The following is an 11,936-nucleotide window of genomic DNA, read 5'->3' on the forward strand; positions in this document are numbered from 1 at the left end:
GTCGATGGATCACCTCGAGACGGCCCGTGTGCGGGGCGACTTCCCCCTGCTGGAGCGCACCGTGGGCGGTGCGCGGCTCGCCTACCTGGATTCGGGAGCGACCGCGCAGAAACCGACGTGCGTCATCGACGCGGAGCAGGACTTCCTCACGCGGACGAACGCCGCCGTCCACCGCGGGGCCCACACCCTCGCGGTGGAGGCGACGGACGCCTTCGAAGCCGGCCGCTCTGCGGTGGCCGGCTTCGTGGGCGCAGCGGTCGAGGAGATCGTGTGGACGAAGAACGCGACCGAATCGCTCAACGTCGTCGCCTACGGCTTCGCGAACGCCTCCGCCGGGTTCGGCGGGGACGAAGCCGCTCGCTTCCGTGTGGGGCCCGGTGACTCGATCGTCGTGACGGAGATGGAGCACCACGCGAATCTCGTCCCGTGGCAGCAGCTCGCGCTGCGGACCGGGGCTGAGCTGCGCTGGTTGCCGCTCACCGACGACGGGCATCTGGACCTCACGGATCTCACGGGCATCGTCGACTCGACAACACGGGTGCTGGCCTTCACACACGTGTCGAACGTGCTCGGCACCATCAACGATGCGGCCCGGCTCGTGGCTCGCGCACGTGAGGTGGGCGCGTACACAGTGCTCGATGCATGCCAGTCGGCGGCGCACATGCCGTTGGACCTGCACGCGCTCGACGTCGACTTCGCGGCGTTCTCCGGCCATAAGATGCTCGGGCCCACGGGAGTCGGGGCGCTCTACGGCAAGAAGGAGCTCCTCGATGCGCTGCCGCCCGTCCTCACCGGCGGCTCGATGATCACGACGGTGACGATGGAGGAGACGGGGTTCCTCCCCGCCCCGCAGCGGTTCGAGGCCGGCACCCAGCCGGTCGCCCAGATCGTGGGACTCGCCGCAGCGGTCGGCTATCTCGACGAGATCGGGATGGACGTCGTCGCCGCCCACGAAACGGCGATCGGTGCTGCACTGCTCACCGGGGTCCAGGATGTGCCGGGCATCAGGGTGCTGGGGCCGCTCGATCCGACCGAACGGATCGGTGCCGTGGCGTTCGACGTCGAGGGGGTCCACGCGCATGACGTGGGTCAGTTCCTCGATTCGCGGGGTGTCGCAGCACGCGTGGGACACCACTGCGCGCAGCCCCTGCACCGTCGCTACGGCATCACCGCGTCGACGCGCGCGAGCGCCGCCATCTACACGGACAGCACGGATGTCGAGCAGTTCCTCGCAGCACTCGCCGAGGTCCGACCGTTCTTCGGAGCGACCGGATGACCGATCTCACGCAGCTGTACCAGCAGGTCATCCTCGACCACGCGAAGGAACGCACCGGCTCGGGCACACTCCTGGCGCCCGCCGCCGGCGACCGGCCGGCGCGGTTCGGTTCCTCGCATCAGGTGAACCCGACCTGCGGCGACGAGATCACTGTGGAGGTCGGGCCGCTGCAGGTTGACAGCGCGCCCTCCGACCGACCGGTGCACCGGTGGGATGGTGCCGGCTGCTCGATCTCGATGGCGTCCGCATCGGTGGCGAGCGAGCTGCTGGGAGAACAGGGCATCGTCGGATTCCACAGGGCGGCGCCCGCGTTCCGTGAGCTCATGCACTCGCGGGGCAGGGGAGAGCCCGACGAGGAATTGCTGGGCGACGCTGCGGCGTTCCAGGGAGTGTCGAAGTTCCCGGGGCGCATCAAGTGCGCACTGCTGGCGTGGGTGGCGTTCGAGGACGCGATCGCGCAAGCTGAGACTATGAAGGAGTGATCAACATGGCTGACGTCATCGACTCACCGACCGCTGCCACACCTGAAGAGCTGAAGGAAGCACTCTACGATGTGATGGACCCCGAACTGGGTGTCAACATCGTCGACCTCGGACTGCTCTACGGCGTGAGCGTCGACGAAGAGGGGGTGGGCATCGTCGAGATGACCCTCACCTCTGCCGCCTGTCCGCTGACGGATGTCATCGAGGACCAGGTGGCACAGGCCCTGGACGGTATCGTCCCGGCGTTCCGCCTCAACTGGGTGTGGATGCCGCCGTGGGGCCCGGAGAAGATCACCGAGGACGGCCGCGAACAGATGCGGGCGCTCGGCTTCAACATCTGAATGCACAGAGCGTCTCGCAGAGACACAGGGGCCCTCACACCTGCGGCACGGAGAGCGTGTCGCGGGCAGTGGGGGCCCCTTCGTCGTACCCGAGGGTGAACCAGTGCATCCGCTGCTCCGCGGACCCGTGAGTGAAGTTCTCCGGGGTGACCCGGCCCTGTGCCGTCTCCTGGATGCGGTCGTCCCCGGTCGCGGCGACGTGATCCGCGTGACACCTGGGATGAGTCGAGGCGTGAATCCGGGGTGAAGGACGTGGCAGAAGAGTACGACACCGGTGGGCGTCGGACGCGGGGGCCGCACGGCGGCTACCATGGTGTGGCCCCTCTACCCGCTTCGCACGTCTTCGGCGTGCTCACCCCACCTGTGAAACGGAGTCTCCGTGACCCTCACCGCTGCCGTCGACGGTTCCGCCCTCGGCAACCCCGGACCCGCCGGCTGGGCGTGGTTCGTCGACGACTCCCGGTGGGCTGCGGGCGGGTGGCCGAACGGGACGAACAACCGCGGTGAGCTGCAGGCGGTCATCGAGCTGCTGGCCGCGACGGCGGACGTCGACGATCTGCACGTCCTCTGCGACTCCAAGTACGTCATCAACTCGATCACGAAGTGGATGCCGAAGTGGAAGCTGCAGGGCTGGAAGAAGGCCAACAAGGAGGATGTGCTCAACCGCGATCAGATGGAGCGCCTGGACGAGCTCATGACTGCCCGTGAGGCGGCAGGCCTGCGCGTGCGCTTCGAATGGGTCAAGGGCCACGCCGGCCACCCCCTCAACGAGGCGGCGGACACGCGCGCCCGTGGTGCCGCAGAGGCGATGCAGGCGGGGCTCCCGGTGCCCAGTGGGCCGGGGATGGGGGAGCCGGGTGTCGTACTCGCGACCCCCACGTCGGATGCGCCGTGCGACTCCCCACCGGCCACCGTCGTCGTGTCGTGCCCGCTGGAGTCCGACCTCGCGGATGCGATCGTCGCCGAGGCCGGGAGGACCGGCCGCACCGCTCAGGACCTGCTCGCGGAACTCATCCAGACCGGCTGGGAGGCACGCGCATGATCTCTGCAGGGGACATCAGCATCGTCGTCGGCTCGCGCACACTCATGACGGGTGTGTCGTTCCGCGTCGACAAGGGCGACCGTGTGGGTCTCGTGGGCCGCAACGGAGCCGGCAAGACGACACTCACGAAGGTCCTCATGGGCGAGGTCATGCCCAGCGAGGGGACCGTGTCGGCCTCGGGCTCCGTCGGCTATCTGCCCCAGGACCCGCGGGCGGGCGACCCGAAGGCGACGGGCCGTGAGCGGATCCTCGGTGCCCGGGAGCTGGACGTGCTGGCGCGTCGCATGCGGAAGGCGGAGGAGCAGATGTCCTCCCCGGATACGAAGATCATGGAGAAGGCGATCGACCGGTACCCGCGCATCGAGGCGGAGTTCGTCGCGGCGGGAGGCTACGCAGCGGAATCGGAGGCGTTCGCGATCGCCGCGAACCTGGGCCTCGACGAAGCGCTGCTGGGCCAGACCCTCGACACGCTGTCCGGTGGTCAGCGCCGCCGCGTGGAGCTCGCACGGATCCTGTTCGCCGCACCGGACACGATGATCCTGGACGAGCCGACGAACCACCTCGACGCGGAGTCCGTCCTGTGGCTGCGCGACTACCTCAAGACCTATTCCGGCGGGCTGGTCGTCATCTCGCACGATCTCGCCCTCATCGACGAAGTCGTCAACAAGGTCTTCTTCCTCGACGCGAACCGTCAGGTCATCGACATCTACTCGATGTCCTACCGGCAGTACCTCAAGCAGCGTGAGGCTGACGAGCGCAGGCGTCGTCGCGAGCGCTCGAACGCGGAGAAGAAGGCTTCCGCCCTGCACGCACAGGCGGACAAGATGCGGGCGAAGGCGACGAAGACCGTCGCCGCGCAGAACATGGCGAAGAGGGCGGACAGGATGCTCGCCGGCCTCGAGGCCGAGAGGGCAGCGGACAAGGTCGCACATCTGCGCTTCCCCGCTCCCGCCGCGTGCGGGCGCGTCCCGCTCACAGCTGCCGGCCTCACGAAGTCCTACGGGTCGACAGAGGTGTTCACCGGTGTCGATCTGGCGATCGACCGGGGCACCCGCGTGGTCATCCTCGGTTTCAACGGCGCGGGGAAGACGACGCTGCTGCGTCTGCTCGCGGGCGTCGAGGAGCCGGATTCCGGCGATGTCGAACCGGGCCACGGGCTCAAGCTCGGCTACTACGCGCAGGAGCACGAGACGCTCGACCTGTCGCGGTCGGTGCTCGAGAACATGCGCGCGCAGTCGCCGCACCTGGACGACACGGGCGTGCGAACGGTGCTGGGGTCGTTCCTATTCAGCGGTGAGGACGTGCACAAGCCGGCAAGCGTCCTGTCCGGTGGTGAGAAGACACGTCTTGCTCTCGCCACACTCGTCGTCTCCAGCGCGAATGTGCTGCTGCTCGACGAGCCGACGAACAACCTGGACCCGGCGTCGCGGGAGGAGATCCTGTCCGCCATCCGGCGGTACGAGGGCGCCATCGTGCTCGTCACCCACGATGAAGGGGCGGTCGAAGCACTCGACCCGGATCGTGTCCTGCTCCTGCCGGACGGCGACGAGGACCACTGGTCCGAGTCCTATCTGGACCTCGTCACCATGGCGTGAGGACCGCTTCCGGCTCTCAGACTTCCAGCTGGGAGTCGAGGGCGGCGTCCTCGTCATGCTCCTCGCGTCTGCTCGCACGTGACATCACCCGGGGCTCCGGGCGCATCCCCCGGACGACGGTGGGTGCACGCCGCCCGCCAGCCGCTGTGCGTCGTACGCCTCCGGCGCGAAGCGCCTCCTTGTCGACCACGACGTATTCGACGCCGTCGACGACGGAATCCTCCGCTCGCTGCGTATCCCGTTCGCCACGACGGATCGCATCGCGCTCCCGCTTCGCGGCGTACACGAACCCGCCCACGATCATGACGGAGAACGCGTACCACTGGAACGTGTAGCTCAGGTGGGACCCAGGGTCGGTGTTCGGTTCGGGGAGTGCTTCGAGCTGCTCTGCCGGTGCGGGGTCCTCGGCATCGAGGTAGCCATAGGCGTGGGCGTACGCGTTCCCGCCCTCCATGAGCGGCGGGTCGATCGCACGCACGGACGCCGCAGTGTTCTCCGAGGGGTCCCCGTCCTGTGCGGGCCGCAGCCATGCAGAGATGCGGACGGTGCCCGCTGGGGGTGAGGGCGCCTCGGCGGCGGTCGCATCCGCCCCGCTGCCCGGAACCCATCCACGTGCGACGACGAGGGTGCCACCGCCGTCCACGTCGAACGGCACGAGGATCCAGTACCCGGCGCTGCCGGCTTTGGGACGGTTGCGTGCGACGGTGGAATCCTCGGTGCGATAGGTGCCGGTCGCCTCGACGTGCGTCCATTCGGACTCCTCCGGGAACGGGGAGTCCGTCTGCGGCAGGACCTCGTCGAGCGGGACGGCGGGGGCGCTGTAGTGTGCTTCGATGCGCTCGATCTCCGCATCCCGCGTGGCGCGGCGGGTGTCCTGCCACTGGGCGAGGAGAATGCAGACGATCGCGGCGACGAGTGCCAGGGCGATGTATCCGACCCACTGGCGGGTGACGAGGAACCTCATCCAGCGCCGTCCGGGATCGCGTGTGCATCGACAGTGTCGCGGAGGAACCCGCGCAGTCGCAGGAACTCCTCCAGGTGCTCGCGATGCTCGTCGCACGCCAACCAGATCTTGCGGCGGTCCTCGGTGTGCAGGGAGGGGTTGTTCCACAGCAGTGCGTGCACGGCGACGTCGCGGCAGCCCTTGGCAGAACAGATGAGTACGGGGGCGTCAGCGGGCATCTGCATCGTTTCCTTCCTCCACCGGGCCGGCCTCGTCGTCCGCGTCACCGCGGTCTGTTTCGAGCGTATCGCCGAGCACTTCGCCGATGATCACCGGTTCGTCGTGCGGGTCCCACGGTTCCTCGCCGTGCGGGCTTTCGCCGTCCGAGGCCGCAGTGCCCTGCGAGGCGGTGCGGTCCTCGCCGTTCTCCTGCCACGTGGTCGGACGCTTCGCTGCGTCGGGGGACAGCATCGGCGCAGGGGTGTCCTGCATGCCCGCCATGTCGTAGTGGAAGAGCCGTTCGTTCCGCGCGTTCGCGATGACGACCGCGACATAGGGGAGGACGACGGCGCCGCCCAGCATCACCCAGCGCAGCCAACCGGTGAATACGAAAGCGAGCAGGAGGCACACGACCCTGATGATCATCGAGATCGTGTAGCGCTTCACGCGTTGCCGATAGTCCTTGTCCGCGGCTTCCTGCGCATCCGTGACAGAGGTCGGCGGTCTGTTCTCAGCCATAGCCACTGTCGATTCTATCTCCGATAGTGTTGACCCTGTTCCATGTCCACTCCGCAGAGCCTGTGAGATCTGCGGCACGACCTCGATCTGCCAGGAGCAACACCCATGACCCAGACCCCTTCGGTCGACGAAGCGACCGCACCAGCATCCCGCGTCGTGCTGGTCACCGGCGGCAACCGCGGGATCGGACGGACGATCGCAGAGCAGATGGTCTCAGCGGGCCATCGTGTCGCCGTGACCTCGCGCAGCGGGGACGCTCCGGAGGGCACCCTCGCGGTCGCTGCGGACGTGACGGATTCCGACTCACTCGACACGGCGTTCGCGACGGTAGAGGAGGAGTACGGTCCGGTCGAGGTGGTCGTCGCGAACGCGGGCATCACCGCGGACAATCTGCTCATGCGGATGTCCGACGACGAATTCACGTCCGTCGTCGACACGAACCTGGGCGGGTCCTACCGCACCGTGCGCCGCGCGATCACGAACATGATCCGTGCGAAGTTCGGCCGCATCGTCCTCATCTCCTCCGTGTCCGGCCTCTACGGGGTCGCCGGCCAGTCGAACTACTCGTCGTCGAAGGCGGGCCTTGTGGGCCTCGCCCGGTCGATCACCCGGGAGGTCGGTTCGCGGGGGATCACCGCGAACGTCGTCGCGCCGGGCTTCGTCCGGACGGATATGACGGACGCACTGCCGGAGAAGCAGCAGAAGGAATACCTGCAGGCGATCCCGGCGAAGCGGTTCGCGGAGCCCGACGAGGTCGCGAAGGTGGTCCAGTGGATCGCCTCCGACGACGCCGCGTACATCTCCGGCGCCGTCATCCCGGTCGACGGCGGCCTCGGCATGGGACACTGACACACGACTGTCACGACACAACTGTTCGAACAGAAAGGCCCTCACATGGGAATCCTCGACGGCAAGCGCATCCTCGTCACCGGCGTGCTCACGGAGGCGTCCATCGCCTTCGCCGCGGCCCGGCTTGCGCAGGAGCAGGGGGCGGAGGTCATCCTCTCCTCCTTCGGCCGCCAGATGAAGATCACGTCGGTCATCGCGGAGCGCCTTCCGCAGACCGCTCAGGTGATCGAGCTCGACGCGACGAACGACGAGGACCTCGCGGCGCTGCCCGAGCGCCTTGGCGGGAACATCGATGGGATCGTCCACGCGATCGCATTCGCGCCGAAGGACGCGCTGGGCGGTGTCTTCCTCGACACCCCGTTCGAGTCCGTGTCCAACGCCATGCACGTCTCGGCGTTCTCGCTCAAGTCGATCGCAGTGGCGGCGAAGCCGGCGCTCAACCCGGGTGCGGGCATCGTGGCGCTCACGTTCGACGCGACCGTCGCGTGGCCCGTCTACGACTGGATGGGCGTGGCGAAGGCCGCGCTGGAATCGACCGCGCGCTACCTCGCGAAGTACCTGGGCGAGGACGACATCCGCGTGAACCTCGTGTCCGCCGGACCGCTCAAGACGACCGCCGCGACGTCGATCCCCGGCTTCGAAGGGCTCGAGGCGATGTGGGGCGACCGCGCACCGCTGGGCTGGGATCAGAAGAACACGGAACCCGCCGGCAAGGCGATCGTGTCCCTGCTGTCCGACTGGTTCCCCGCCACGACAGGCGAGATGGTCCACGTCGACGGCGGTTTCCACCTGACCGGAGCCTGATGGCAGGGTGGTGACCGGGACTCTGCACAGAGGCTCCTGACACGTCCACGGCGGGCGAGTACGGTGAGGGCATGCCCCTCCTCGTACTCGCCCGCCATGCTCATACCGTGCCCGCGCTCGACGCCGGGACGGACGATTTCGACCGCCCGCTCAGCCGGTCCGGCGCGCAGCAGGCGCAGCGGATGGGCCAGTTCCTCGCGGACGCCACCACGGGGACGGATGCGGTCATCGACACGGTCATCGCGTCGTCCGCGCTGCGCACGGTCCATACCGCCGAGGCCGTGGCCGTCGGTCTGGGCATGGCACCGTCCTCTGTCGTCCGGGACCCGTCGCTCTACAGCGGATGGGTGACCGACTGGGCCGAGGCGATGGTGTCGATCCCCACTGACGCGGCAGGTGCCGTGATCGTAGGACACCAGCCGACCGTGAGTGAGGTCGTCGCATATGTGACGGGCGGGCATGAGAGCGAGAGCCGCCCGCACTTCCCACCCAGTTCGATCGCGGTGTTCCGACTGGAGTCGTGGTCGCAGCTGGATGCCCCGGACATCGCGGGAGCCGCACGTCCGGAACTGATCCGTCACTTCAAGGAGTGAGGGGCAGACCCGGGTTCACGGGGTGAGTGCCCGCTGGGCCTGCTTCCACACGACCATGAGGTCGCGCTCGTCGACGACGACGTCCGCGTGCGGGACCAGAGCGGGCTTGGCGCAGAACGCGACGCCCACGGCCGCCGCTTGGAGCAGGTCGATGTCGTTCGCTCCGTCGCCCACTGCGATCGTCTGTGCGAGGTCGACGCCGTGCGATCGGGCGATCACCCGGAGGTGCTCCGCCTTCGCCGCCCGGTCGACGATCTCCCCGTCGACACGCCCGGACAGCACGGTGCCTGCAGGCCCCGTCCCCGTTCGTGTCGTCGGGCTCGGTCGGGTCTCCAGGTCGTTCGCGCGGATCTCGTCGATCCCCATCCCCGCAGTCACCTTCTCGATGACGGCGGTGAAGCCCCCGGAGACGAGTGCCACGATCCAGCCCGCGTCATGGGCGGCGGCCACGACCTCGGCGGCGCCCCGGGTGAGGGTGACGGCAGCGGCAGCGTCGTCGATCACGGACACCGGAAGGTCCGCGAGGACGGCGACGCGTTCGCGGAGGCTCTGCGAGAAGTCGATCTCCCCGCGCATGGCGCGCTCCGTCACCGCGGCGACCTCGTCGCGTCTGCCTGTCGCGTCCGCGAGCAGTTCGATGACCTCGTCCTCGATGAATGTGGAGTCGACGTCGAACACGATGAGGCCCTGAGCAGTCATGATCCGATCCTATGACTCATGACCCGTGGACCGTGACCCGCCCCGCAGGGGGCGCGCGTGCCGTTCACGTGCTGATGCGGGTGAGTGCTGTGATGACGCGTGCGGCGGCGCTGTGCACGTCTGCCAGCGCGGGCCCGATGATGGGGCCGCCGGTCTCTGCGGGAACGGCCAGCGAGGAGAGGCTTCCGTGAACGTGCAGGGCGATGTGGAGGCTTCGAGCCGCATCATGGTCACCTGTGAGCGACGCGAGCGCCGTGTACCGGGTGTCGTCGTGACTCCCTGACAGGTCCGCCTGCCAATCTCGCCACGGCAGGTCAGCGAGTGAGGACTCGGGACCGGCCGGTTCGTCGGAGGACGGATCGCCGGAATGGGATTCCACGGCGGCGAGGGCGTGCATGACGGATTCGCGGAGGCGCCGCGACGCCTCCGCCGGGGTGGTGTGGTCAACGGGCGAGTAGACGGACGGTGAGCAGGGGACGACGGTCGCATCACCCTCCAGACCGATTGCCACGACCGCGAGCGCTGCGGCATCCGCGTCCTCGACGACGCACAGGGCGCGGGTCCTCGCCGAGGCGCGCGCCGTCGCACGACGCCCGCCACGGTCCATCCGGGGGACGCGCAGGGGGAGGGACGGGTGGACGGGTTCCGCCCGGACCCGTACGGCACCGGCACGGCGCAGCCCCGGGACCCAGAGGAGCAGGCCGGCCGGGACCTCGGCGCCGGTGCCCGCCGGGGGAGCGAAAACGGTGTCGGACACGATGAGGGGGACCGGCAGACCGGCGGCGATGAACGCCTCCGGCACGGTGTCCGGAGCCGCTCGATCCGCCAGCCGTGCAGTGACCGCCGTGGCGAAGAGGACCGGGAGGAGGGGTGTCGTCGTGAGCATCGCTGGAAGTATAGAGTGAAGCGTATGAGTGCAGTGGTGGAATTCGATGCTGTCAGCGTTCGGCGCGGCCAGTCGCATCTTCTCAACGATCTGAGTCTGACGGTCCGTGAAGGCGAGCACTGGGTCGTGCTGGGACCCAACGGTGCGGGCAAGACGACGCTGCTGCAGCTCGCGGGCGCACGCATGCACCCGACGACGGGGACCGTTCAGCTGCTCGAGGAGGAGCTGGGCCGGGTCGACGTCTTCGAGCTGCGGCCCCGCATCGGCTTCACCTCCGCGAACCTCGCACAGCAGACACCGGGATCAGAGATCGTGCGCGATCTCGTCCTGACCGCCGCCTACGGAGTCCTGGGACGCTGGACCGAGGAGTACGAGGAGTCGGACGTCCAGCGGGCGAACGACCTATTGGCCGCCTTCCGGATCGGCGATCTCGCGGACCGCCCCTTCGCCACCCTGAGCGAAGGAGAGCGCAAGCGCGCGCAGATCGCACGCTCCCTCATGACGGACCCGGAACTGCTCCTGCTCGACGAACCCGCCAGCGGACTGGATCTGGGCGGGCGGGAAGAGCTGCTGCAGGCGCTCACGGAGATCCTCGGCTCCAAGAACGCTCCCACGACGATCACCGTGACGCACCACGTGGAGGAGATCCCACCGGGTGTGACGCACGCGTTGCTGCTCAAGGACGGCGGCACTGTCGCCGCGGGACCCATCGACGAAGCCCTCACCAGCGAGAACCTCACGGAGACGTTCGACGTGTCCGTCGTGCTCGACGAGCAGGAAGGCCGGTACTCGGCGCGCGCCCACTTCGCGGCGCCCGAACGCCGACGCCGCTGATCACCGCCCCGACCTGACCCGAAGGGGAGGTAGTACTGCGTGGAGATCTACGAGATCATCCTCATCCTGCTCGCGGGGGTGGGCGCCGGTGCGATCAACGCAGCCGTCGGCTCCGGCACCCTCATCACGTTCCCCGTCCTCGTCGCATTTGGGGTGCCTCCCGTCGCCGCGACGATGAGCAACGCGCTCGGACTGATCCCCGGCAACGTCGCGTCCTCGTTCGGATACCGCGAAGAGATCCGGGGGCAGGGCAAGCGGCTGCTGCGGTTGGTGCCGGCATCGCTCCTGGGCTCCCTGACAGGGGCGTACCTCCTGTTGAACCTGCCGGACGACACCTTCGAATCCGTCGTTCCCGTCCTCATCGTGCTCGCCCTCGTCCTGGTGGTAGGACAGCCCGCCCTGCAGCGCGTGCTGCGCCAGAAGAAGACGCTCGAGGTCGACGAGATCCCGGATGCGAGCGCACCCTTGTCGACCGGACGCTGGATCGCCGTCGTCGTCATCGTCCTGCTGACCGCCGTGTACGGCGGGTACTTCGCGGCGGCGCAGGGCATCATCCTCGTCGGACTGCTGGGACTGGTCCTGCCGGACAGCCTGCAGCGGATCAACGGGGCGAAGAACATCCTCGTCCTCGTCGTGAACATGACGTCCGCGACGGTCTACTCGATCGTCGGATTCGACCGGATCAACTGGACGGCGGTTCTGCTCATCGCGATCGGTTCGCTGATCGGTGGGTATTTCGGGGCACGTGTGGCGCGGAAGCTCAGCCCCATGCTGCTGCGTGCGGTCATCGTCACCCTGGGACTCGTCGCGTTCTGGCGCATCGTGTCGCTGTGAGGGCGAGGATGTGCGGACGA

Annotated in this window: 16 protein-coding genes; 10 read left to right on the forward strand and 6 right to left on the reverse strand. The window is 68.3% G+C overall.

What is annotated here, in order from left to right; all coding sequences use genetic code 11:
• Positions 1-4: 4 nt before the first annotated feature.
• The 3 genes from JFC09_RS07015 to JFC09_RS07025 are packed head-to-tail and all read left to right on the forward strand — an operon-like array spanning position 5 to position 2,099.
• Complete coding sequence (locus tag JFC09_RS07015; RefSeq protein ID WP_198393264.1) at positions 5-1,276, forward strand: SufS family cysteine desulfurase; 1,272 nt, start codon at positions 5-7, stop codon at positions 1,274-1,276.
• Positions 1,273-1,758: a Fe-S cluster assembly sulfur transfer protein SufU gene (sufU, locus tag JFC09_RS07020; protein WP_198393265.1), complete on the forward strand. Its 486-nt coding sequence runs from the start codon at positions 1,273-1,275 to the stop codon at positions 1,756-1,758. Before JFC09_RS07015 ends, sufU begins: the two co-directional genes overlap by 4 nt.
• A 5-nt stretch (positions 1,759-1,763) precedes the next feature.
• Positions 1,764-2,099: a metal-sulfur cluster assembly factor gene (locus JFC09_RS07025; RefSeq protein WP_198393266.1), complete on the forward strand. Its 336-nt coding sequence runs from the start codon at positions 1,764-1,766 to the stop codon at positions 2,097-2,099.
• Positions 2,100-2,133: 34 nt separating this feature from the next.
• Here JFC09_RS07025 and JFC09_RS07030 read toward each other — a convergent pair whose 3' ends face one another.
• A complete protein-coding gene (locus tag JFC09_RS07030; RefSeq protein WP_198393568.1) occupies positions 2,134-2,358 on the reverse strand; it encodes a neutral zinc metallopeptidase in 225 nt (74 codons plus the stop codon).
• A 120-nt stretch (positions 2,359-2,478) separates the two neighbouring features.
• On the opposite strand from JFC09_RS07030, the gene JFC09_RS07035 reads away from it, so the two are divergent.
• The gene (locus JFC09_RS07035; RefSeq protein WP_198393267.1) at positions 2,479-3,141 is read left to right on the forward strand and encodes a ribonuclease H family protein; all 663 of its coding nucleotides are present in this window, start codon (positions 2,479-2,481) and stop codon (positions 3,139-3,141) included.
• Positions 3,138-4,736, forward strand: a complete 1,599-nt coding sequence (locus tag JFC09_RS07040) for an ABC-F family ATP-binding cassette domain-containing protein (protein WP_198393268.1) — start codon at positions 3,138-3,140, stop codon at positions 4,734-4,736. Before JFC09_RS07035 ends, JFC09_RS07040 begins: the two co-directional genes overlap by 4 nt.
• Before the next feature lie 16 nt (positions 4,737-4,752).
• Here the strand turns inward: JFC09_RS07040 and JFC09_RS07045 are convergent, their stop codons facing one another.
• From JFC09_RS07045 to JFC09_RS07055, 3 genes are read right to left on the reverse strand one after another with little or no spacing between them, the layout of a single operon-like run.
• Positions 4,753-5,700 (reverse strand): SURF1 family cytochrome oxidase biogenesis protein, encoded by a 948-nt coding sequence (locus JFC09_RS07045; RefSeq protein WP_198393269.1) that lies wholly within the window; start codon positions 5,698-5,700, stop codon positions 4,753-4,755.
• Positions 5,697-5,918 (reverse strand): hypothetical protein, encoded by a 222-nt coding sequence (locus JFC09_RS07050; RefSeq protein ID WP_408610954.1) that lies wholly within the window; start codon positions 5,916-5,918, stop codon positions 5,697-5,699. Before JFC09_RS07050 ends, JFC09_RS07045 begins: the two co-directional genes overlap by 4 nt.
• Entirely contained in the window at positions 5,908-6,417 is a 510-nt protein-coding gene (locus JFC09_RS07055) for a DUF3099 domain-containing protein (protein WP_198393271.1), read from the reverse strand. The genes JFC09_RS07050 and JFC09_RS07055 overlap by 11 nt, the downstream gene beginning before the upstream one ends.
• A 105-nt stretch (positions 6,418-6,522) precedes the next feature.
• Between JFC09_RS07055 and fabG the strand changes: the two genes are divergently transcribed.
• The 3 genes from fabG to JFC09_RS07070 all read left to right on the forward strand — a co-directional run bounded on the left by fabG (position 6,523) and on the right by JFC09_RS07070 (position 8,663).
• The gene (fabG, locus tag JFC09_RS07060; RefSeq protein ID WP_198393272.1) at positions 6,523-7,266 is read left to right on the forward strand and encodes a 3-oxoacyl-ACP reductase FabG; all 744 of its coding nucleotides are present in this window, start codon (positions 6,523-6,525) and stop codon (positions 7,264-7,266) included.
• A 45-nt stretch (positions 7,267-7,311) separates the two neighbouring features.
• Positions 7,312-8,070 carry an enoyl-ACP reductase FabI gene (gene fabI / locus JFC09_RS07065; protein WP_198393273.1) on the forward strand — a complete coding sequence of 253 codons (759 nt, stop codon included), beginning with the start codon at positions 7,312-7,314 and terminating at the stop codon, positions 8,068-8,070.
• A 71-nt stretch (positions 8,071-8,141) separates the two neighbouring features.
• Complete coding sequence (locus tag JFC09_RS07070; RefSeq protein ID WP_198393274.1) at positions 8,142-8,663, forward strand: SixA phosphatase family protein; 522 nt, start codon at positions 8,142-8,144, stop codon at positions 8,661-8,663.
• A gap of 15 nt (positions 8,664-8,678) precedes the next feature.
• On the opposite strand, the gene serB is transcribed toward JFC09_RS07070, so the two are convergent.
• On the reverse strand, positions 8,679-9,362 hold the full coding sequence (serB, locus tag JFC09_RS07075; protein WP_198393275.1) for a phosphoserine phosphatase SerB: 684 nt from the start codon (positions 9,360-9,362) through the stop codon (positions 8,679-8,681).
• A 64-nt stretch (positions 9,363-9,426) separates the two neighbouring features.
• The gene (locus JFC09_RS07080) at positions 9,427-10,248 is read right to left on the reverse strand and encodes a hypothetical protein (protein WP_198393276.1); all 822 of its coding nucleotides are present in this window, start codon (positions 10,246-10,248) and stop codon (positions 9,427-9,429) included.
• Between the two features lie 24 nt (positions 10,249-10,272).
• Between JFC09_RS07080 and JFC09_RS07085 the strand changes: the two genes are divergently transcribed.
• Together JFC09_RS07085 and JFC09_RS07090 are read left to right on the forward strand one after the other, a co-directional pair.
• Entirely contained in the window at positions 10,273-11,082 is an 810-nt protein-coding gene (locus JFC09_RS07085) for an ABC transporter ATP-binding protein (RefSeq protein ID WP_198393277.1), read from the forward strand.
• Positions 11,083-11,121: 39 nt separating this feature from the next.
• Positions 11,122-11,916 (forward strand): sulfite exporter TauE/SafE family protein, encoded by a 795-nt coding sequence (locus tag JFC09_RS07090; protein WP_198393278.1) that lies wholly within the window; start codon positions 11,122-11,124, stop codon positions 11,914-11,916.
• The last annotated feature ends 20 nt before the right edge of the window (positions 11,917-11,936 follow it).

This window comes from Brevibacterium yomogidense (genome assembly GCF_016107685.1).
GTDB lineage: Bacteria > Actinomycetota > Actinomycetes > Actinomycetales > Brevibacteriaceae > Brevibacterium > Brevibacterium yomogidense.